Origin of the sequence: Haemophilus sp. 27098_8_127, assembly GCF_041433495.1 — a bacterium.
GTDB lineage: Bacteria > Pseudomonadota > Gammaproteobacteria > Enterobacterales > Pasteurellaceae > Haemophilus_D.
Window position 1 is genome coordinate 137,757 of record NZ_JAPWBP010000002.1, and the last position, 20,222, is coordinate 157,978.

General features: G+C 40.1%; 21 protein-coding genes and 1 other RNA gene. 6 read left to right on the forward strand and 16 right to left on the reverse strand.

Annotated elements, in window-relative coordinates; genetic code table 11:
* The first annotated feature begins 16 nt into the window (after window positions 1–16).
* Both secD and secF read left to right on the forward strand, forming a co-directional pair.
* Window positions 17–1,867, forward strand: coding sequence for a protein translocase subunit SecD (gene secD / locus O3746_RS03285; protein WP_290991108.1), 1,851 nt, complete (start codon window positions 17–19; stop codon window positions 1,865–1,867).
* Between the two features lie 10 nt (window positions 1,868–1,877).
* Window positions 1,878–2,852, forward strand: a complete 975-nt coding sequence (gene secF / locus O3746_RS03290; RefSeq protein ID WP_005697896.1) for a protein translocase subunit SecF — start codon at window positions 1,878–1,880, stop codon at window positions 2,850–2,852.
* 82 nt (window positions 2,853–2,934) lie between these two features.
* Here the strand turns inward: secF and O3746_RS03295 are convergent, their stop codons facing one another.
* The 7 genes from O3746_RS03295 to O3746_RS03325 all read right to left on the reverse strand — a co-directional run bounded on the left by O3746_RS03295 (window position 2,935) and on the right by O3746_RS03325 (window position 9,407).
* Window positions 2,935–3,975 carry an AI-2E family transporter gene (locus tag O3746_RS03295; protein ID WP_371447795.1) on the reverse strand — a complete coding sequence of 347 codons (1,041 nt, stop codon included), beginning with the start codon at window positions 3,973–3,975 and terminating at the stop codon, window positions 2,935–2,937.
* The gene (gene glnB, locus O3746_RS03300; RefSeq protein WP_005697836.1) at window positions 3,975–4,313 is read right to left on the reverse strand and encodes a nitrogen regulatory protein P-II; all 339 of its coding nucleotides are present in this window, start codon (window positions 4,311–4,313) and stop codon (window positions 3,975–3,977) included. Before glnB ends, O3746_RS03295 begins: the two co-directional genes overlap by 1 nt.
* A 1-nt stretch (window position 4,314) precedes the next feature.
* Window positions 4,315–4,908, reverse strand: a complete 594-nt coding sequence (mog, locus tag O3746_RS03305) for a molybdopterin adenylyltransferase (protein WP_049362318.1) — start codon at window positions 4,906–4,908, stop codon at window positions 4,315–4,317.
* Window positions 4,909–5,020: 112 nt separating this feature from the next.
* On the reverse strand, window positions 5,021–7,591 hold the full coding sequence (clpB, locus tag O3746_RS03310) for an ATP-dependent chaperone ClpB (RefSeq protein WP_070590420.1): 2,571 nt from the start codon (window positions 7,589–7,591) through the stop codon (window positions 5,021–5,023).
* Between the two features lie 136 nt (window positions 7,592–7,727).
* Window positions 7,728–8,300: a 5-formyltetrahydrofolate cyclo-ligase gene (locus O3746_RS03315; protein ID WP_197559714.1), complete on the reverse strand. Its 573-nt coding sequence runs from the start codon at window positions 8,298–8,300 to the stop codon at window positions 7,728–7,730.
* A gap of 26 nt (window positions 8,301–8,326) precedes the next feature.
* Window positions 8,327–8,524: non-coding RNA, 6S RNA (gene ssrS, locus O3746_RS03320), on the reverse strand.
* A 91-nt stretch (window positions 8,525–8,615) separates the two neighbouring features.
* A complete protein-coding gene (locus O3746_RS03325; protein WP_005697879.1) occupies window positions 8,616–9,407 on the reverse strand; it encodes an outer membrane protein assembly factor BamD in 792 nt (263 codons plus the stop codon).
* A 109-nt stretch (window positions 9,408–9,516) separates the two neighbouring features.
* Here O3746_RS03325 and rluD point away from each other — a divergent pair, with 109 nt between their 5' ends.
* Both rluD and pgeF read left to right on the forward strand, forming a co-directional pair.
* A complete protein-coding gene (rluD, locus tag O3746_RS03330) occupies window positions 9,517–10,491 on the forward strand; it encodes a 23S rRNA pseudouridine(1911/1915/1917) synthase RluD (protein ID WP_178410914.1) in 975 nt (324 codons plus the stop codon).
* Between the two features lies 1 nt (window position 10,492).
* Complete coding sequence (gene pgeF, locus O3746_RS03335) at window positions 10,493–11,230, forward strand: peptidoglycan editing factor PgeF (protein WP_197559715.1); 738 nt, start codon at window positions 10,493–10,495, stop codon at window positions 11,228–11,230.
* A gap of 48 nt (window positions 11,231–11,278) precedes the next feature.
* Here pgeF and ruvX read toward each other — a convergent pair whose 3' ends face one another.
* The 4 genes from ruvX to fadR are packed head-to-tail and all read right to left on the reverse strand — an operon-like array spanning window position 11,279 to window position 13,779.
* A complete protein-coding gene (gene ruvX, locus O3746_RS03340) occupies window positions 11,279–11,698 on the reverse strand; it encodes a Holliday junction resolvase RuvX (RefSeq protein ID WP_014064097.1) in 420 nt (139 codons plus the stop codon).
* The gene (locus O3746_RS03345) at window positions 11,698–12,258 is read right to left on the reverse strand and encodes a YqgE/AlgH family protein (protein ID WP_197559716.1); all 561 of its coding nucleotides are present in this window, start codon (window positions 12,256–12,258) and stop codon (window positions 11,698–11,700) included. Before O3746_RS03345 ends, ruvX begins: the two co-directional genes overlap by 1 nt.
* The gene (rsmE, locus tag O3746_RS03350) at window positions 12,258–12,992 is read right to left on the reverse strand and encodes a 16S rRNA (uracil(1498)-N(3))-methyltransferase (protein ID WP_197559717.1); all 735 of its coding nucleotides are present in this window, start codon (window positions 12,990–12,992) and stop codon (window positions 12,258–12,260) included. The genes O3746_RS03345 and rsmE overlap by 1 nt, the downstream gene beginning before the upstream one ends.
* A gap of 58 nt (window positions 12,993–13,050) precedes the next feature.
* A complete protein-coding gene (gene fadR, locus O3746_RS03355; protein ID WP_197559718.1) occupies window positions 13,051–13,779 on the reverse strand; it encodes a fatty acid metabolism transcriptional regulator FadR in 729 nt (242 codons plus the stop codon).
* 134 nt (window positions 13,780–13,913) lie between these two features.
* Here fadR and nhaB point away from each other — a divergent pair, with 134 nt between their 5' ends.
* Window positions 13,914–15,452 (forward strand): Na(+)/H(+) antiporter NhaB, encoded by a 1,539-nt coding sequence (gene nhaB / locus O3746_RS03360; RefSeq protein ID WP_371447796.1) that lies wholly within the window; start codon window positions 13,914–13,916, stop codon window positions 15,450–15,452.
* Between the two features lie 19 nt (window positions 15,453–15,471).
* On the forward strand, window positions 15,472–16,005 hold the full coding sequence (dsbB, locus tag O3746_RS03365) for a disulfide bond formation protein DsbB (RefSeq protein WP_049384565.1): 534 nt from the start codon (window positions 15,472–15,474) through the stop codon (window positions 16,003–16,005).
* Between the two features lie 74 nt (window positions 16,006–16,079).
* Here dsbB and O3746_RS03370 read toward each other — a convergent pair whose 3' ends face one another.
* The 5 genes from O3746_RS03370 to O3746_RS03390 all read right to left on the reverse strand — a co-directional run bounded on the left by O3746_RS03370 (window position 16,080) and on the right by O3746_RS03390 (window position 20,217).
* A complete protein-coding gene (locus O3746_RS03370) occupies window positions 16,080–16,355 on the reverse strand; it encodes a DUF1294 domain-containing protein (RefSeq protein WP_049372809.1) in 276 nt (91 codons plus the stop codon).
* Window positions 16,355–17,617 (reverse strand): serine hydroxymethyltransferase, encoded by a 1,263-nt coding sequence (gene glyA / locus O3746_RS03375; protein ID WP_049364889.1) that lies wholly within the window; start codon window positions 17,615–17,617, stop codon window positions 16,355–16,357. Before glyA ends, O3746_RS03370 begins: the two co-directional genes overlap by 1 nt.
* A 115-nt stretch (window positions 17,618–17,732) precedes the next feature.
* Window positions 17,733–18,305 carry a hypothetical protein gene (locus O3746_RS03380; RefSeq protein WP_239658986.1) on the reverse strand — a complete coding sequence of 191 codons (573 nt, stop codon included), beginning with the start codon at window positions 18,303–18,305 and terminating at the stop codon, window positions 17,733–17,735.
* Window positions 18,306–18,384: 79 nt separating this feature from the next.
* The gene (locus O3746_RS03385; RefSeq protein WP_049384566.1) at window positions 18,385–18,930 is read right to left on the reverse strand and encodes a hypothetical protein; all 546 of its coding nucleotides are present in this window, start codon (window positions 18,928–18,930) and stop codon (window positions 18,385–18,387) included.
* A 63-nt stretch (window positions 18,931–18,993) separates the two neighbouring features.
* A complete protein-coding gene (locus O3746_RS03390; RefSeq protein ID WP_295673272.1) occupies window positions 18,994–20,217 on the reverse strand; it encodes a DUF711 family protein in 1,224 nt (407 codons plus the stop codon).
* Between the last annotated feature and the right edge of the window lie 5 nt (window positions 20,218–20,222).

Genomic DNA, 20,222 nt, shown 5'->3' on the forward strand with positions numbered 1-20,222 from the left:
TCCTAAAGGGAAAACTATGTTAAATCGTTACCCATTATGGAAGAATCTAATGGTGATCCTTGTGGTCGCCATTGGTGCTTTATACTCTCTTCCAAATATCTATGGTGAAGATCCAGCGGTGCAAATTTCTGGTACTCGCGGACAACAAGCAGACACCACCGCATTAACTGAAGTACAAAATGTACTGAAAGAAAATAACCTTCCAACCAAATCTATCGTTCTTGAAAATGGCTCCATTCTTGCCCGTTTCACCAACACAGATGACCAACTTCTTGCCAAAGATAAAATTGCAGAAAAACTTGGCACTAACTACACCACCGCATTAAACCTTGCACCGGCAACACCAGCTTGGTTAAGCAGCATTGGTGCAAATCCAATGAAATGGGGTTTGGACTTACGTGGTGGGGTACGTTTCTTGATGGAAGTGGATATGAATTCTGCATTGGCTAAACGTCAAGAACAGTTACAAGACACATTACGCAACGAATTACGTAAAGAAAAAATTCAGTTTACGGCGATTAAAAATGGCGACAAATTTGGTACAACGGTCACATTAGAAAACGCAGACCAAATGTCAAAAGCAGCGCGTATTATTCGTCAGTTACACCCAACATTAGACGTGTCTGACATTGGTGACAACACCTTAAACCTTGCCCTTTCAGAAGCGGCATTAACAGAATCACGTAACTTAGCCATCGAGCAAAACTTAACGATTTTACGTAAACGTGTTGCTGAATTAGGCGTAGCTGAAGCGGTTATCCAACGTCAAGGCGCAGAACGTATCGTAATCGAATTGCCGGGTGTTCAAGATACGGCGCGTGCAAAAGAAATCTTAGGGGCAACTGCAACACTTGAATTCCGTATTGTGAATTCATTAGTAAATCCTGAATCGGCTGCTCGTGGTATGTTACCTTCTGACACAGAAATCAAATATGACCGTCAAGGTAGACCTGTTGCACTTTACAAACGTGCGGTATTAGGTGGTGAGCACATCATCAACTCAAGTTCTGGTTTAGACCAAAACACCAGCACACCACAAGTAAGTGTAACCTTGGACAGTGAAGGCGGCGAAATCATGTCGCAAACCACCAAGAAATACTACAAAAAACCAATGGCAACCTTGTATGTAGAATACAAAGACAACGGTAAAAAAGACGAAAATGGCAAAACCATTTTAGAGAAAAGTGAAGAAGTGATTAACGTTGCTACCATTCAAGGTCGCTTCAGTTCTAACTTCCAAATTACTGGTGTAAGCAGCTCGGCCGAAGCACAAAACCTTTCTATGTTATTAAAATCAGGTGCATTAATTGCGCCAGTGCAAATTGTTGAAGAACGAACAATCGGTCCTTCTCTTGGTGCACAAAACGTAGAACAAGGTATTGATGCAAGCTTCTGGGGCTTAATTGCCGTCATAGTCTTCATGCTGATTTACTATAAAATCTTCGGTATTATCGCAAGCTTCGCCTTGGTGATTAATATCGTTTTATTAGTCGGTTTGATGTCTATCCTACCTGGTGCAACACTCACCATGCCGGGGATTGCGGGTATCGTATTAACCCTGGGGATGTCGGTGGATGCCAACGTACTTATTTTTGAGCGTATCAAAGAAGAAATTCGTAATGGTCGTCCAATCCAGCAAGCCATTAACGAAGGTTATAACGGTGCATTCACCTCTATCTTCGATGCGAACTTAACCACAATTTTAACGGCAATCATTCTTTATGCTGTGGGTACCGGTCCAATTCAAGGCTTTGCGGTAACCCTTGCATTAGGCGTAGCAATTTCAATGTTTACAGCGATTACTGGAACACGTGCTATCGTGAACTTCCTATACGGCGGTAAACGTCTTGAAAAATTATCAATTTAGGTAGGATAAGATGAGATTATTTGCAAAAGATAAAAACGGACATTTTATCCGTGAAGTGAATGGGATTAAATTGCCATTCCCTCTCACTGAATTTATGAAAGTGAGATTTGTAGGGTATGCATTTTCCGCAATTTTAATGGCGATTTCCCTCTTCTTCATTGTGACAAAAGGCTTCAACTGGGGCTTGGATTTTACCGGTGGTGTGGTATTTGATACTCACTTCTCACAACCGGCTGATTTAGAAAAAATCCGTGGCACATTAAATCAAAATGGGATTGCAAGCCCGATTGTACAAACAACGGGTTCTGTACAAGACGTGATGATTCGCTTACCGGCTGACAATAACGATTCTGCTATTGGTGATCACGTTAAAAGCATGCTCCAAACAATTGACCCTAATATTCATATTAACAGTATCGAATTCGTCGGTCCAAACGTCGGTGAAGAACTGGCTCAAGGTGCGGTTTATGCGACCCTTGCAACCCTAGCAATGATGTTAATTTACGTGGGCTCACGTTTTGAATGGCGTTTAGGTTTTGGTGGTATTGCCTCACTTGCGCATGACGTGGTGATTACACTCGGTGTATTCTCTGCATTACAAGTCGAAATGGATTTAACCTTCGTGGCGGCGATTCTTTCCGTTGTAGGTTATTCTATCAACGATAGTATCGTGGTATTCGACCGTGTTCGTGAAAACTTCCGTAAAATTCGCCGTGTAGAAACCATCGATATTATTGATATTTCCTTAACGCAAACTTTATCGAGAACCATCATGACATCTCTCACAACGCTTCTTGTTGTGATTGCCTTGTTCTTCTTTGGTGGTCCATCAATTCATAACTTCTCATTAGCGTTATTAATTGGTATCGGTTTTGGTACTTATTCATCAATCTTTATCGCGATTGCGATTGCTTATGATATCGGCCTACGCCGTGAACATATGATTCCACCAAAAGTGGATAAAGAAGTAGATGATTTACCTTAATCTATTAAACATCAGATAAAAAGAAAGCCACCATAACGGTGGCTTTTTTATTGCTAAAATTATGACATTTTATGACCGCACTTTAGTCGTTTACATCACCTAATAAAGCCGCATATTTCTTCGTTGATTCAGAGCTTTCTAAGGTAATTTTAAACGCCATTGTTAGCGGCACTGAAAGTAACATACCGACTGTACCGAGCAACCATCCCCAGAAAAGCAACGAAAAGAATACGACCAAGGTAGAAAGTCCTAAGGTTTTCCCCATCATTTTCGGTTCAATAATATTACCAATCACAATATTGGATGCAATAATACCAGCTGTCACGCCCATACCTACACCAAATCCATTCAGTAATAACGCTTGAACAATAATAGGCACTGCGGCAATAATCGAACCAATATTCGGAATATAATTTAATAAGAAACTTAAGGTTGCCCATAAAATCGCATATTGCACACCCGCTACGTCTAACAAAATCCAAGTCGTGACGCCTGTCAATAAGCTAATCACCGTTTTCACACCAAGATAACTAATCACACCGTCTAAAATACGATCGATGTGATGTTCTTCCGCGACAACATCATGTTCATTATCACTTAAAACTAAAGCAAGTTTATGCTTCATGGTTGGTGCTTCAAGCAGCATAAAAATCACCGCTAAGATCAACACAAAAACATTTGTCACCACACCAGAAAAGTTTAATAACAAACGGCTCACAAAGTTCATGATCACACTTGGATCAAAATGCTCCATAATGGCTTCGCGAGAAATTACAATCGGCAATTTCAGTTTTTGAGCTAATGCCATGGCGTCATTTATACGCTCTGAAAGCAACACTTTATATTGAGGAATTGAGCGAGTGAATTCCTGCACACTGCTGTTAATTAATCCTGCCAGGAAAAAGAATACGATTAAAATTAAGATAAACAACAAGGCAATCGCAATACCATGTGGCACTTTGCGTTGTGTCATCGCTTTAATTACCGGCGAACAAATAATGGCGATAAATAATGCCAATAAAAAAGGCACGACAATCTCCGCCGCCAATTTAATTCCCGCAAATACAATCACTAAAGCTGCCATTGCGACTAAAGTGCGGTTAAAATTTAAGTTTTTTTCCACTAAATGGCTTCCTCATTTTCTTCGCCTGTACGAACACGGATCACGCGTTCTACATCATAAACAAAGATCTTCCCATCACCGATTTTCCCTGTTTGGCAAGTTTCAACAATGGTTTCAAGACATTGTTCAAGTAAATCATCCGGCACGACAATTTCCATTTTCACTTTAGGTAGAAAATCCACCATATATTCCGCACCGCGATAAAGCTCTGTATGCCCTTTTTGGCGGCCAAAACCACGGACTTCAGTCACGGTCATTCCGCTAATACCGATATCAGATAAATTTTCACGCACATCATCTAATTTAAATGGCTTAATAATGGCTTCGATTTTTTTCATCTTATTTCTCCAAATTTTCACGGCGCGCGGCTTTCGGGCGGAAGCTTGTAATCACTTCAGGTTTGGTATCAATATAAATACCATCAATTAATTGCAAACAGTAAGGCACTGCACTAAAAATCCCTTTCACTAAGACTTTGCCTTGTTCATCTTTCACGCCTTCTAAGGTTTCTTTGATGGCTTTTGGTTGACCAGGTAAATTCAAGATGAGACTGTTTTTACGAATCACACCAACTTGACGAGATAGAATCGCTGTTGGCACAAAATGTAAACTCACTTGACGCATTTGCTCACCAAATCCAGGCATTTCACGATCGGCTACTGCTAACGTGGCATCAGGTGTCACATCACGTTTTGCCGGACCTGTACCGCCCGTTGTGAGCACTAAATGACAATGGTGCTCATCCACTAATTCTTTCAAAGTTTGTTCGATTAATGGTTGCTCATCTGGAATTAATCGCGTTTCCACTTCAAAAGGGTCTACCAACGCTTGCTCTAACCATTGTTGTAATTCTGGAATCCCTTGATCTTGATACACACCACTTGATGCACGATCTGATACTGAAACCAAACCAATTTTTAAAAGTGCGGTCATTTTTTTCCTCATTTTTATACGCAATACACAGCGTCATTCTACCCTATTTTATCTTTTACCAAAGCATAAAAAAGCCATTTAGCTTTCACTAAATGGCTTTTCATTTTACAAATTATTGTCTGGCTTGAACTTTGCCATCCACATAATCCACTGTGACTACTTTACCTGGTAATAATTGACCAGATAGAACTTGTTGTGCCAAGCTGTTTTCGATCTCTTGTTGGATTGCACGTTTTAATGGACGCGCCCCATAAATTGGGTCGTAACCCACTTCACCAATGAAATCTAATAAAGCTTCAGTAAACACTAATTCGTAACCACGAGTTTCCATACGTTTTGCTAAACGTTCTAATTGGATGCTTGCAATCGCACGGATGTTGTCTTTACCAAGTGGGTGGAATACCACAGTTTCGTCAATACGGTTGATGAATTCCGGACGGAAATGTTGGCTCACCACTGACATCACTAAGGCTTTCATTTCGCCATAGCTTTCGTCTTTGCTACCTTGGATCAAATCAGAACCCAAGTTAGAGGTCATAATCACCACGGTGTTACGGAAGTCCACAGTACGACCTTGACCATCAGTTAAACGACCATCATCCAATACTTGTAACAAGATATTGAATACATCCGCATGGGCTTTTTCCACTTCATCAAGCAAAATCACCGAATATGGACGACGACGAACTGCTTCAGTTAAGTAACCACCTTCTTCATAGCCTACGTAGCCTGGAGGTGCACCCACTAAACGAGATACGCTGTGTTTTTCCATAAACTCTGACATATCGATACGCACCATCGCATCTTCGCTGTCAAACAGGAATTTAGCTAAAGTTTTGCAAAGCTCGGTTTTACCTACACCAGTTGGACCTAAGAATAAGAAAGAACCAATTGGGCGGTTAGGATCAGAAAGCCCTGCACGGCTACGACGAATTGCGTTCGCGACGGCATCAACTGCTTCTTCTTGACCGATCACACGTTTGTGCAATTCTTCTTCCATACGTAAGAGTTTTTCTTTCTCTCCTTCCATCATTTTGGAAACAGGAATACCCGTTGCTTTAGAAAGTACTTCCGCAATTTCTTCATCTGTCACACGATAGCGTAATAGGCTCATTTCTTTGCCTTCACCGGTTTCAGCGGCTGCAAGTTGTTTTTCCAATTCAGGAATACGACCATATTGAAGCTCAGACATTTTGCTTAAATCGCCAGCACGACGCGCTTGTTCCATTTCGGTTTTCGCTGCATCTAACGCTTGTTTGATGTGTTGAGAACCGGAAAGCGCCGCTTTTTCTGATTTCCAGACTTCTTCAAGTTCAGCATATTCACGTTCTTTGTCAGAAAGTTCTTTTTCTAACATGTCTAAACGTTTACGGCTTGCTTCGTCTTCTTCTTTTTGTAATGCCTGTTGTTCCAATTTTAATTGGATGATACGGCGCTCAAGACGATCGAGCGGCTCAGGTTTAGAGTCAATTTCCATACGGATGCTAGAAGCGGCCTCATCGATTAAGTCGATAGCTTTATCCGGCAATTGACGATCGGAAATATAACGATGCGAAAGTGTTGCTGCTGCCACGATTGCCGGGTCAGTAATATCTACATGGTGATGGATCTCATAGCGCTCTTTCAAACCACGTAAGATCGCGATGGTATCTTCTACACTTGGTTCATCTACAAAGACTTTTTGGAAACGACGTTCAAGCGCCGCATCTTTCTCGATATATTGACGATATTCGTCTAACGTTGTTGCACCCACACAGTGTAATTCACCACGAGCTAAACTTGGTTTTAATAAGTTACCTGCATCCATCGCACCGTCAGTTTTACCTGCACCAACCATGGTATGGATTTCATCAATAAAGAGGATCACGCGGCCTTCTTCTTTTGCAAGTTCATTTAATACCGCTTTTAAACGTTCTTCAAATTCACCACGATATTTTGCACCTGCAATCAAGGCCCCCATATCTAAAGAAAGGACTCGTTTATTTTTCAAGCCTTCTGGCACTTCACCATTGACAATACGTTGTGCCAACCCTTCCACGATAGCGGTTTTACCTACACCAGGCTCACCGATTAATACTGGGTTGTTTTTGGTACGACGTTGCAATACTTGAATGGCTCGACGAATTTCTTCATCACGACCAATAACCGGGTCGAGTTTGCCACTCTCAGCACGAGCAGTTAAATCAATCGTATATTTTTCAAGAGCTTGTCTACTTTCTTCTGCATTTTGATCGTTCACGCTTTGTCCTCCGCGAATATGTTGAATCGCTTGTAAAATTTGTTCTTTTTTCGCACCACATTTTTTCAAAATGTCATTTAATGCGCCTCGCTCTTCAAGCGCAGCTAATAAGAACAATTCACTGGAAATAAATTTATCTTGGTTTTGTTGAGCTAATTTGTCACATAAATTCAATAAGTTAAGTAATTGACGGGAAATTTGCACATCACCGCCATTACCCGACACTTGTGGCAATTTATTCAATTCGGCATTTAATTCATTACGCAATAATGCCACGTTCACGCCACTGGTCGTTAAAATTGGTGCAATTGAACCGTCTTGTTGATTTAAAAGTGCGGTCAATAAATGCACTGGTTCGATAAACTGATTATCTTTACCTAGCGCCAATGATTGTGCTTCACTGAGTGCTTGTTGAAATTTTGTGGTAAATTTTTCAATATTCATATGCTTATCTTCTCCTGATTAAATTCTTGGGGTCATCCCCCTTTACGAGTTATTAAATAAGACCCTTTTTTGGTATTTCAAGAGAAAAAATCGACAATTTTTAATTTTTTCTATCAAACTTTACTTCTTGATAGGTTTAAGCGACTAAGATTTGATGAAGTGGCACGTCCCACGCTTCTGTTGGAAGCTGTTCGACTTGCTGACATTGATGGGCTAATCCCACGGGGATAAAAGGAGATTTCTGCCAATGTTGTAAGGTGCGATCATAAAAACCACCGCCCATGCCTAGGCGATTCCCCTGTTTATCAAACGCGACGAGTGGCGTAAAAAGAATATCTAATTCATCCAAAGGCAAGACATTTTGCACATTGAGTTTAGGTTCCCAAATGCTAAATTTATTTTTCAGCATCGGGGTATCTGGCAAATAACGTAAAAACAAAAGATGATTCGGATTGAAAGGATGCAAGACGGGCAAATAAACCTGTTTACCTTGCGCCCAAAGAATTTTGATAAGTTTATCCGTGGAGATTTCTCCATCAAAGGAAACATACAAGGCAATATGCTGCGCATTTCGTTCTTCAATGAATGCAAGAGCTTGCTGAGTGATGGAATCTTCCGCCTGTTGTTGCTGAAGTGCGGTCAAATTTGCTCGTGTTTTACGAATTTGTTGACGGAGTTGATTGCGAAGCGTTTGCTGTGTTGATTTCATTCGATTAGAAAGAATGGATTTTAAAGGAAGGTCCCAGAGTGCCGCTACGAGTAGTAGTCCTTGAACCCGACGGTCCAAGGAAACCGGTAAGGCCATTTTTAGGTTTCTTTAGTCCAATGACAAAGTCAAAGGTCAAGCCTACACACCAATGGCGGGAAACCGATTTATAAAGTTCTAAGTATCGGCTCAGGGACATAACCCATCCACGAACACCCCAGGAAATCTTTTAAATTTATACTAGCTCAATTTGATTGGTTTGACTAGCCTTTATTTGAATAATTTTGCTTATTCAAGCACGTCCCACAAGGGACGGGATTATTTTTTAACCGGTTGAATTAAATCAGACTCTTCCGGTTTTTTCACGTCCGCAAATTGTTTATCTTTATTCGCATCGATGACTTGTTGAGTTTGACTCGCTAATTGTTGTAAACCCATTTTTTCATAGGCTTCTTTCATTAAGAATAAACCTTCGTAAGTCGCTTTGGCATCTGGATATTGTTGTAACATACCCACTACACGGTTTGCTACAGCTACCCATGCATCACGTTTTGCATAGAATTTTGCAATTTCTAATTCATGACGAGCTAATGAATCTTTGATGTATGCCATACGTGCTACTGCATCTTGTGAATATGGGCTATTTGGGAACGCACGCACTAAGCTTTGGAAGTTTGAAAACGCCGTTTTCATTGAAGTTGTTTCACGCGTTGCACGATCGATACCAAAGAAGTCTTGAATCATGTTATCAGCCGTTGCCAAGTTAGTTAAACCCGCCATATACACTGCATAGTCACGGTTTGGACTTTGTGGGAATTGGTGTAAGTAGTTATCTACGGTTACCAACGTTGCGGTGTAATCTTGCGTTTTATAGTTTGCATAAATTAAATCAAGCATTGCTTGCTCTTGGTAAGTACTACCAGGGAAACGCTCTGTTGCTGCTTTTAAATAACGAATCGAGTCAGAATAGCTTCCTTCTTGCAATGCTGCTGCCCCTTTTGCATAAAGATCATCAACAGAAGCTTGTTCTACTTCTTTATTACCACTGCTACAAGCTGCAATCGCGAATGAGGTCAATGCAATAAGTGCAAGAGATTTTATTTTACGCATTCTTTTTTCCTTAATTTTTACGAAAATCAATAAATAAGTTACAATTAGCGAATATTGTATAGAACATTACACAATAAGCCAACTTTTTAAATTTTTAGATGGATTTTTTATGCCACAAATTACCTTAACGGCTGAAATTCAGCCCGAACAAATGGGACAGCGTTTAGACCAAACCCTCGCAGAGTTGTTCCCAGAATATTCCCGTTCGCGTCTAAAAACCTGGATTGAAGCAAAACAGGTAAAAATGAACGGTGAAATTGCCGATATTCCCCGTGCAAAAGTTTATGGCGGAGAGCAAATTGAAATTTCGGTAGAAGTGGAAGATGAAAACCGTTTTGAGCCACAAAATATTCCGCTCAATATCGTTTATGAAGATGACGATATTATCGTGATTAACAAACCTAAAGATCTCGTGGTTCACCCTGGTGCAGGCAATCCGGATGGTACCGTGCTTAATGCGCTACTCTATCACTATCCACCTATTGCGGAAGTACCGCGCGCAGGGATTGTGCATCGTTTAGATAAAGACACAACGGGTCTCATGGTTGTTGCTAAAACCATTCCAGCACAAACCAAACTTGTACGTGACTTACAAAAACGTAAGATCACTCGTGAATACGAAGCCGTCGCCAGTGGCATTATGACCAAAGGTGGCACAGTAGATCAGCCAATGGCTCGCCACGCGACAAAACGCACATTGATGGCGGTTCACCCAATGGGTAAACCGGCTGTGACGCACTATCGCATTATGGAGAATTTCCGTAATTACACGCGTTTACGCTTACGTTTAGAAACGGGGCGCACTCACCAAATTCGTGTGCACATGGCGCATATCGCACATCCATTATTAGGTGATCAAACTTACGGAGGCCGTCCTCGCCCACCTAAGAATGCAAGCGAAGCCTTCACTGAAGTACTACGCAATTTTAAACGCCAAGCCTTACATGCGGTTATGTTGCGTTTAGCTCACCCGATTACGGGAGAAATGATGGAATGGTATGCGCCATTGCCGGATGACTTTGTCGAATTACTGCATGCGTTAAAAGCGGATTACCTCGAACATAAAGACGAGTTAGATTATTAAGATGAAAACCATTGTTCCAAACTGGAATGTTCCACCACATATCCAAGCGTTTACAACCACAAGAGAAGGTGGTGTAAGCCTGCCGCCTTTCGAGAGTTTCAATTTAGGCGATCATGTCGAAGACGATAAAAGTGCGGTCAAAACTAACCGCACTTTATTGGTCGAAAAATTTAATCTGCCACATTTCCCGTTGTTTTTAACTCAAACACACAGCACTCGTGTAATCACGGTGCCTTATGAGGGCAATCATTTAGAAGCCGATGCGGTTTACACCAATCAACCTAACCAAGTATGTTTGGTCATGACGGCTGATTGCTTGCCAGTTTTATTCACCAATAAACAAGGCACTGAAGTGGCTGCAGCACATGCGGGCTGGCGTGGACTCTGTGATGGTGTATTAGAAGAAACAGTGAAATGTTTCCAATCAGCCCCCGAAGAGATTATTGCGTGGTTTGGACCTGCTATCGGCCCTAATGCATTCCAAGTTGGCAAAGAAGTGATTGAGCAATTTATGGCTTTTGACCCAATTGCAGAAACGGCTTTTCGACCCGATCTGAATGAATCAGGAAAATACCTCGGCAATCTTTATCAAATTGCTACTCAACGCCTCAACAAATTAGGTATTACCCAAATTTACGGTGGGGAGCATTGCACATTCACTGAAAAAGAGAGTTTCTTTTCCTATCGTCGAGATGGCAAAACAGGAAGAATGGCGAGTCTGATTTGGCTAAAAAAATAAACTCATAAATACAACAAACCGCACCTTAAAGTGCGGTTTATTTTTGGCTTATTCTGAATAGTTTTCGAACCAACTTTCTAAAATCAAGCAAGCAGAGATCCCATCTACTTTGCCTTTATTGAGAGCGCGATAACCTCCACGCTGGAAAATTTCATCACGTGCAGAAACCGTCGTTAAGCGCTCATCTTGCAGTTCCACTTTGATACCGAAACGACCATTTAAGCGGTTGGCAAATTTTTTCGCACGAAGTGTTAAATCTTGCTCAGTGCCATCCATATTTAAGGGCAATCCCACCACAATAACATCGGGTTTCCAATCCTTTAAACATTTTTCAATGGCATCCCAATTGGGAATGCCATCTTGCGCTTTAAATGCAGGCAAAGCTTGAGCTGTTCCTGTGATACTTTGCCCGACTGCACAACCAATGCTTTTTGTACCAAAATCAAACGCGATTGCCGTGATGCCCATTAACTATGCCCTACCTGTGAAAAGACGAAATTATGAGGATTAATCCCCAATAATTGATTCGCTGCAGGATAACGATCTTCATAAATGGTTTCAAATAAAATGGTGTCTGACGCAGGTGCCACTAACCACGCATTATCTGCAATCTCTTGTTCTAACTGTCCTGCTGTCCAACTTGCACAACCGAGAGCAACAAGATATTTTTCGGGCGCATCCTCTGAACCAAAGGTTTCCACAATATCTGCCGAAGTGGTAAGAAACATCTCATCGGTAATTTTATAACTATGCTCAAATTCTTTCTCGGCTTTCTTATGTAAAATAAAACCACGCTCAGAATGTACCGGCCCACCTGCAAGCACAAGTTCATTGCTAAAAGTGCGGTCATTTTTCATCATAAAATTCATTTTTGAATACAGTTCAGCAATGCTTAAATCGGTGGGTTGATTAATCACCAAGCCCATTGAGCCTTGCTCATTATGCTCGCACATATACACCACAGTATTTTGGAAATAATCCTCCAACTGTGGCATCGCAATTAAAAATTGCCCTTGTAAATCCATCATTATCCCAAATCTCCAAAACAAATTTGTAACGCACTAATAGCCGCTAACGAAGCGGTTTCTGTGCGTAACACACGCTTTCCTAATAAAATTTCAGTAAATCCTTGTTGTTCAGTTTGAGCGATTTCTTGAGGTGATAAACCGCCTTCTGAACCAATAAGCAAACGAACCCCTTCTTTTGGAATGGAAGGCAAGGTTTTAATAGAATATTGGGCTCTTGGATGTAAATTCAATTTCAACGCGCCGTCATTTTCAGCACACCAATCTTGTAATTTCATTAACGGACGAATTTCTGGCACAACGTTACGACCACATTGTTCACAAGCCGCAATGGCAATTTTTTGCCATTGTTGGATTTTCTTATCCATGCGTTCACCATCCAACTTCACCCCACAGCGTTCCGACCACAATGGTGTAATCACGTTCACGCCCAATTCCACGGACTTTTGAATGGTAAATTCCATTCGATCGCCACGTGAAATAACCTGCCCTAAATGAATCGGTAAATTCGACTCTTTATCACTTAATTCACAACCAAGAATTTCCACTTTAACGGCTTTTTTGCTCGCTTCAATAATTTTTGCTGGATAAATATGATTACTTCCATCAAATAATTCAATTTGCTCACCTTCAGTCATACGAAGTACACGTCCTACGTGATTAGCCGCATCCTCTGAAAGTTGGCAAGTAGATTGATTTTTAAGGGATTCTGGGTGATAAATTCTTGGAATACGCATAATATTGAGTCTTTGATATAAGGAAAAAGTGCGGTCATTTTCAACCGCACTTTTAATATTATTCTGTTGCTAAATCTTTTGGCAAGCTTTCTAAAATGGCTCGCCAGTAGGCGGAAGTCACTTGCTTATGTTTACGAATACATTCCACCACTAAATCGGATTGACCTCTTTCACAAATATCACGCAATTCTACATAAAAATCATGTGTCACTTGGCGATGTTTTTCATCACTAAAGAATAGCAAACCAATTTTATGATAAACCCCACGCAAGCTATTGAAAATTAAACGATAAAAAGGTTTATTTGCCATAACCGTAAATTGACGGAATAAAGTATAGTCAAATTCCATGTAGCTTTCAGCGGTATTCTCTAAAGCATCCATCCCTTTGAACAAGGCTGCTGAAGCTTTAGGTGAATTTTTTACTGCCTCATAAATATAAGATTCTGACATGCGGCTACGCAATGACAACATATTTTCAATGATTAATGGCGCACTTTGACGATCTAAAGTAATTAAGGTTTCAATAATGCTTGGGCCGGCTGTATCCCAAATATCATTGACTTTTGTCGGCTTGCCGTGTTGAATGGTAAGCCAACCATCACGAGCCAAACGCTGCAATACTTCGCGTAATGTAGTACGTGTGACGCCGATTTTATCAGCTAAATCACGCTCAGAAGGAAGATTGGTGCCTGCGGGAAATACATTATCCCAAATACTTCTAACAATATATTCTTCGGCAAGTGCGGCTGGGCTTTGAGCCCGTAAAAGGGTATTATCTGTTTGCATGAGTATGAAATAAATATAAAAAAGTCTAAAAAGATCAAAAAAATGTGATTTATTGAATAAATCTTTAACTGGTCTATTATCCTTTAAAGCAGTATATATTACAATGACAGGACTATAAAAAAGCGGAGTTCAATATGACTTACACACAAGCATTTATGAAAAACTTTCTGGGTTCAAGCCCTGATTGGTATAAATTAACTATTATTGCCTTCTTGGTAATTAATCCCATTTTATTCTTTTTTGTCAGCCCATTTTTTGCAGGCTGGTTACTCGTCGCAGAATTTATTTTCACTCTAGCCATGGCATTAAAATGTTACCCTCTTCAACCAGGTGGTTTATTAGCATTTGAAGCCATTGCTATTGGTATGACAAATGCGGAACACGTTAAAGCAGAGATCGTAGCAAACTTTGAAGTGGTTTTACTTTTAATCTTCATGGTGGCTGGTATTTATTTTATGAAGCAACTTTTGCTTTATGTCTTCACCAAACTATTAGTGCGCATTCGTTCTAAAATCGTCCTCTCTTTAGCATTCTGTTTCAGTGCAGCATTTCTTTCAGCTTTCTTAGATGCGCTAACAGTTGTAGCGGTCATTATCAGTGTTGCCATGGGGTTCTATGGGGTTTATCACAAAGTGGCATCAGGCAAAAACCTACAGGATGCGGTTGATATTTCTGATGATAACAAAATCAATAATCACGAAACCTTAGAAAAATTCCGCTCTTTCTTACGTAGTTTAATGATGCACGCTGGCGTGGGGACTGCACTCGGTGGTGTAATGACCATGGTGGGCGAACCACAAAACTTAATCATTGCAGAACAAGCTAAATGGAATTTCATTGAATTTTTCTTCCGTATGGCACCAGTCACTGTTCCTGTCTTTATCTGTGGATTACTCACTTGTATTTTAGTTGAAAAATTTAAAGCATTCGGTTATGGCGAAAAACTACCAGAAGAAGTATGGCAAGTCTTAGCGGATTTAGATCGCGAAAATGCACAAAAAATGTCTAAACAAGATAAGATTCGTCTTTCTGTCCAAGCTATTATCGCGGTTTGGTTGATCTTAGGTTTAGCCTTCCATTTAGCGGCTGTAGGCATGATTGGTTTAAGTGTGATTATCCTTGCAACAACCTTTACTGGTGTAACTGATGAACACGCTATTGGTAAAGCATTCCAAGAAAGTTTACCTTTCACTGCATTATTAGTCGTATTTTTCTCTGTCGTTGCGGTGATTATCGATCAAAAACTCTTTGCGCCAATTATTCACTTTGTATTAAGTTCTGAAGAGAAAACACAGTTAGCATTATTCTACGGTTTCAATGGTTTACTTTCTGCGATTTCTGATAACGTATTCGTAGCAACAGTTTATATCAATGAAGCGAAACATGCCCTTGCGACAGGCGCAATTGCACCGCACCAATTTGAATTACTTGCGGTAGCAATCAATACAGGTACAAACTTACCTTCTGTCGCTACACCAAACGGTCAAGCCGCATTCTTGTTCTTATTAACATCATCGCTTGCACCGTTAATTAAACTTTCTTATGGTAGAATGGTCTACATGGCATTGCCTTACACTATCGTATTAACGCTAGTTGGTTTCCTTGCAATCGAATTTATCCTACCAGGAATGACGATTTGGCTTGCAAACCTTGGCTTAATTCTTCCAATTTAATGAAGCATAAGGAGAAAGAATGCTCGACTTTTTTAAGCAATTATCCCTTAAACGTTCAGCGTGGATCTTTTTGTCATTTTCCGCATTTGCCTTAGAATCGACCGCACTTTACTTTCAATACGGCATGGGTTTACAACCTTGCGTACTTTGTGTTTACGAACGTTTAGCTATGGTAGGGTTATTTATTGCTGGTTTTATCGGCGCCTTAGCCCCTAGTTCGCTTATTGTCCGCATTCTTGCTCTTATTGTGGGTTTATTTAGTGCAATCAAAGGATTAATGATTTCCATTCGTCACCTTGATTTACAAATGAACCCTGCGCCATGGAAACAATGTGAATTTATACCAAACTTTCCAGGAACATTACCATTCCATAAATGGCTACCTGCGATGTTCAATCCAACAGGTAGCTGTAATGAAAGCCAATGGTCACTTTTCGGCATCACGATGGTGCAATGGCTCGTCTTTATTTTTGCTGTTTATGTCATTGTGTTAGGATTAATTACACTTTCACAAGTGAAGAAAAGTCGAAATCGACGCCTCATTTTTAAGTAGTCTAATCGCATACTAAAAAGCCTAGAGAGATTTTCTAGGCTTTTTTATTACTGAAAGTCATTCTGTACTCAACATTATTCAAGAAAGAAATACCAATAAGGCATTAAGATCAACCAAATAAAGGCACTGAGAATAACAACAAATTTAAAACTGAAGTGTTTGGTTTTATGACGAAAGCGTTTCATCCCGCAATAAACACCAATAAAACCACCAAGAAGGCTTAATAGAAAGAAGGTATTTTCAGAAATTCGCCAACCATGACGAACCGCGCGGACTTTGTCTTTCCACATTAAAAAATAAGCGGCGATATTTACCGCCGCTAACATCACAAATAAAAGCTGAATCAGCATTATGCGTAAACTGGAAGACGTTTGCAGATTGCCAATACTTTTTCTTTGGTTGCTGCAATCACTTGTTCTTCGTTTTCTTTGCCTAATGCATCTAATACATCACACATCCAGCCGGCTAACTCACGACAGTCTTGTTCATTAAAACCACGACGAGTCACTGCTGGTGTACCGACACGAATACCAGAGGTCACAAATGGTTTTTGTGGGTCATTTGGTACTGAGTTTTTATTCACCGTGATATTCGCTTTACCTAACGCAGCATCAGCCGCTTTACCGGTTAAGCCTTGTTTGATGAAGCTCACTAAGAATAAATGGTTTTCTGTACCATTTGAAACCACGTCATAACCGCGTTGTTTAAACACTTCCACCATTGCTTTCGCATTTTTAATTACGTTTGCTTGGTATTCTTTATAAGCTGGTTCTAACGCCTCTTTGAAACATACTGCTTTCGCGGCAATAATGTGAACTAATGGACCACCTTGGTTTGCAGGGAAAACAGAAGATTGTAAGCGTTTATAAAGCTCTTCATCACCGCAAGAAGAAAGGATTAAACCGCCACGTGGACCACCTAAGGTTTTATGGGTAGTTGTTGTGACAACATGTGCATATGGTAATGGGTTTGGATATAAACCTGCTGCGATTAAACCTGCAACGTGTGCCATATCCACAAATAAATACGCGCCTACTTCATCCGCGATTTCACGCATTTTTTTCCAATCTACCACTTGAGAATAAGCAGAGAAACCTGCCACAATCATTTTTGGTTTGTGCTCTAATGCTTTTTGACGGACATCTTCATAGTCAATTAAACCATCAGCCGTAATACCATAAAGCACAGAATTATAGATTTTACCGGAGAAGCTCACTTTCGCCCCGTGGGTTAAGTGACCACCGTGTGCTAAATCCATCCCTAAAATGGTATCGCCCGCATTGATTAATGCACCATATACCGCCGCATTAGCTTGTGAACCAGAATGTGGTTGTACGTTTACATAATCCGCACCAAACAACTCTTTAGCACGATCAATCGCTAACTGCTCTACAATGTCTGCGTACTCACAACCGCCGTAGTAACGTTTACCTGGGTAGCCTTCAGCATACTTGTTAGTAAACTGTGAACCTTGCGCTTCCATTACGCGTGGGCTCGCATAGTTTTCAGATGCGATAAGCTCGATATGCTCTTCTTGACGACGATTTTCGCCCTGAATGGCTTGCCATAGAACCGGATCGTAATCAGCGATGTTCATACTTTTTTTAAACATTGTGTTTTCCTCGTTGTTTGAATTATTTGTGTATAGTTTACCTGTTTCCAAGTAAAAACTTAATCAAAAATTTCGATCATATTTTTCATTATTACAATGAAAAACATTCATTTATCTAAATCGAGCCTTTTTCTTTCACTAATTTCTCAATTAGTTTAACTTCTTTTGTTTTCTCGCCAGCACCCAGTTTACGGCATTGGCTGGTTTCTTTCGTATATGTATTAAAATTGGTCATCCTTGTTAGGCTTTTCATTTTAATCTTCATATCCAAATGATTACCGCAGTTATTACAAGGTGAAACAAATTCCTTATCTAATTCTTTAAATTCTGGAGATTGTTCAATAATTTTCGCGACTTGTGGTGAATGGGCGGTTTTAAATAGACGATCCGTAAAGTCATAACTTAACTTACCATCACTTGCCTGCCATTTAGCTTTAGCTTGCAATAAATAACGCATCCAGCCTTCTTTTGTATCAATCTGTGAAATACCACGTAGAAGCACAGTTTGATCTGCGTGATAGGTGACATAATCAAAATGCTCTACAGGTAAAGGAGATTTGGCTGCAGGTTTTACATGGCAAATCCAATCGCCCACTAAGGCTTTTTCCTGTTCAGTTTGTTGATGCGCCGTTGCACATCCTGATAACAATACAGCGATAAGACTACTTAATACTAATTTTCTCATCATAACTCTCCTTTTATTAATCAGATCCCCGCACCTAAAAATAAAGTGCGGTTGAAATCGTATTTGTTTTTCTTAATCGACCCTATTTCTTTACAAACCACTTATTCAATAACTGAATGTCCTTGTCATTCTCTGTTACTCGTCGGCAGGTCGCATAATCCTTACCGAGAATAAGTTGATTGCCATTTTTTTTCAACTCAATTGGCATATCTGTATGATTGGCAGATTTACTATAAAATGCAGCCAGCTCTTCTTTTTCTTGTTTTTGTAGGGCTTTATTTTGCTTGATGACTTTAGCCACATTTTTACTATGAGCCGGTACCATAGAACGATTGATAAAATCAAAACTCAAGACATTATTTTGAGCAACCCATTTCACCTTGCCTTTGGTTAAATAACGAATTGTGCTTTCTTTATCTAATTCGATACTCGAAATACCTCGCAACATACCTGTTCCATCAGATTTCAAGACAAAATGATCTAAACGATCATAAGTTTGTTTATCTTTCGTCGGGATAGTATGACAAATCCATTCGCCATCTAACGTTGAGCTTTGTGAAACATTTGAAGCCCCAGCACAACCTGTTAATAATACTGCTACAAAACTACCCAATATTAACTTTCTCATAAGATACTCCTTTTATTGTCAGTAGGGATAACATTCATCACAACAAAGTAGGGAAATTTTTATTTAATCCGGAATACGCAAAAGGCGGCAGTTACATAAATCATCACTCTCAAATTCTGATATTTCACCTGCAACCTTATTCGGAATAGGGAATAAACGCACGGTTAGCGGTTTATTTAAGCGAAATGCCATCGTCCCCGTATCACGCATAATCGCCGCGATGCTTTCAGCCTTAGCATTTCCCGCCACAGGAACCGTATCTAAACCGATACCACATACAGAGCTATACGTCAGTAAAGCACGAATATCAAAATAGTGTTTTTGTGTTCCTTCGGCTAAACCTAAATCTTCCGTCACCGCCAACATTAATCCGGAAAACCCAATCAATGGCACATGTTGGATTGATTTAAACACTTTTGTCAGTAAGGCAGAAACCTCTACTGAACCAGCCGCACCAAAATAAGGTAATCCCATTAATTCATAGATTTTTGTCATGGATGAACAATTTTTCGATGGTGCCGCCGAACTATCAATCCCTGCAAATTCAAATTCGCCCGATAATTTGACCGCACTTAGCATCTCTAACACTTGATCTACATGATATTGCAGCGCTTGCGACATTGCGCGATAACAATCCGCATAAAATTGATTATGAGACGATTTTGGTACAGATTTTAATACTTCGACTAATAAATCAGGTGTTTCTAACCCAATGACAAAACTATTTGGTAAATGACTTAGATGATAACCGGCAGGGAAATAAGGAATAAATGGCTTGCAATTAAAATTCACCGTAAAGTTAAAATTACCTTCGCCACGTGGTGTGATATTTGCAATTCGTTGTACAGCATAAACAGATTGTTCGATAAGTTCATTATCTAACACGCCATTTTCATCTAATGGCACATTAACACAAGCATTACACAAGTCGCCATAAGCTGCGATTAACTCTGGCAATAACGCAATTTCCTCTTTACTTCTCGCCGCACCTATCGCAAATCGAAGACGAATGCCACTTTCATTAAACTTATTCAGTAACTCTGTTAAATACTGCAAATCTGCTTTTGCTGTTTGCAAATTGGTTAAATCCAAATATTCACCAAAAGGATTGGTAATGACCCGAATCGATTGCAAGGTATAACCTGCTTTCTGCACAGCTGGCAATAACAAATCCACATCACGTTTTATCGAATAAAGGGCGTCTTCCCATTGCGTTTTATCTTTATGTAAAGTCAGAAAAAAACTGATTGTGCGAAGACGACATAATTCTTTATTTTTATAATCCATTCGAT

Coding starts and splice junctions, on each gene's coding strand:
- secD (WP_290991108.1), top strand. CDS start 17: ATGTTAAATCGTTACCCATTATGGAAGAATCTAATGGTGATCCTTGTG.
- secF (WP_005697896.1), top strand. CDS start 1,878: ATGAGATTATTTGCAAAAGATAAAAACGGACATTTTATCCGTGAAGTG.
- glnB (WP_005697836.1), bottom strand. CDS start 4,313: ATGAAAAAAATCGAAGCCATTATTAAGCCATTTAAATTAGATGATGTG.
- mog (WP_049362318.1), bottom strand. CDS start 4,908: ATGACCGCACTTTTAAAAATTGGTTTGGTTTCAGTATCAGATCGTGCA.
- clpB (WP_070590420.1), bottom strand. CDS start 7,591: ATGAATATTGAAAAATTTACCACAAAATTTCAACAAGCACTCAGTGAA.
- O3746_RS03315 (WP_197559714.1), bottom strand. CDS start 8,300: ATGAAATCAACACAGCAAACGCTTCGCAATCAACTCCGTCAACAAATT.
- O3746_RS03325 (WP_005697879.1), bottom strand. CDS start 9,407: ATGCGTAAAATAAAATCTCTTGCACTTATTGCATTGACCTCATTCGCG.
- rluD (WP_178410914.1), top strand. CDS start 9,517: ATGCCACAAATTACCTTAACGGCTGAAATTCAGCCCGAACAAATGGGA.
- pgeF (WP_197559715.1), top strand. CDS start 10,493: ATGAAAACCATTGTTCCAAACTGGAATGTTCCACCACATATCCAAGCG.
- ruvX (WP_014064097.1), bottom strand. CDS start 11,698: ATGGGCATCACGGCAATCGCGTTTGATTTTGGTACAAAAAGCATTGGT.
- O3746_RS03345 (WP_197559716.1), bottom strand. CDS start 12,258: ATGATGGATTTACAAGGGCAATTTTTAATTGCGATGCCACAGTTGGAG.
- rsmE (WP_197559717.1), bottom strand. CDS start 12,992: ATGCGTATTCCAAGAATTTATCACCCAGAATCCCTTAAAAATCAATCT.
- fadR (WP_197559718.1), bottom strand. CDS start 13,779: ATGCAAACAGATAATACCCTTTTACGGGCTCAAAGCCCAGCCGCACTT.
- nhaB (WP_371447796.1), top strand. CDS start 13,914: ATGACTTACACACAAGCATTTATGAAAAACTTTCTGGGTTCAAGCCCT.
- dsbB (WP_049384565.1), top strand. CDS start 15,472: ATGCTCGACTTTTTTAAGCAATTATCCCTTAAACGTTCAGCGTGGATC.
- O3746_RS03370 (WP_049372809.1), bottom strand. CDS start 16,355: ATGCTGATTCAGCTTTTATTTGTGATGTTAGCGGCGGTAAATATCGCC.
- glyA (WP_049364889.1), bottom strand. CDS start 17,617: ATGTTTAAAAAAAGTATGAACATCGCTGATTACGATCCGGTTCTATGG.
- O3746_RS03380 (WP_239658986.1), bottom strand. CDS start 18,305: ATGATGAGAAAATTAGTATTAAGTAGTCTTATCGCTGTATTGTTATCA.
- O3746_RS03385 (WP_049384566.1), bottom strand. CDS start 18,930: ATGAGAAAGTTAATATTGGGTAGTTTTGTAGCAGTATTATTAACAGGT.
- O3746_RS03390 (WP_295673272.1), bottom strand. CDS start 20,217: ATGGATTATAAAAATAAAGAATTATGTCGTCTTCGCACAATCAGTTTT.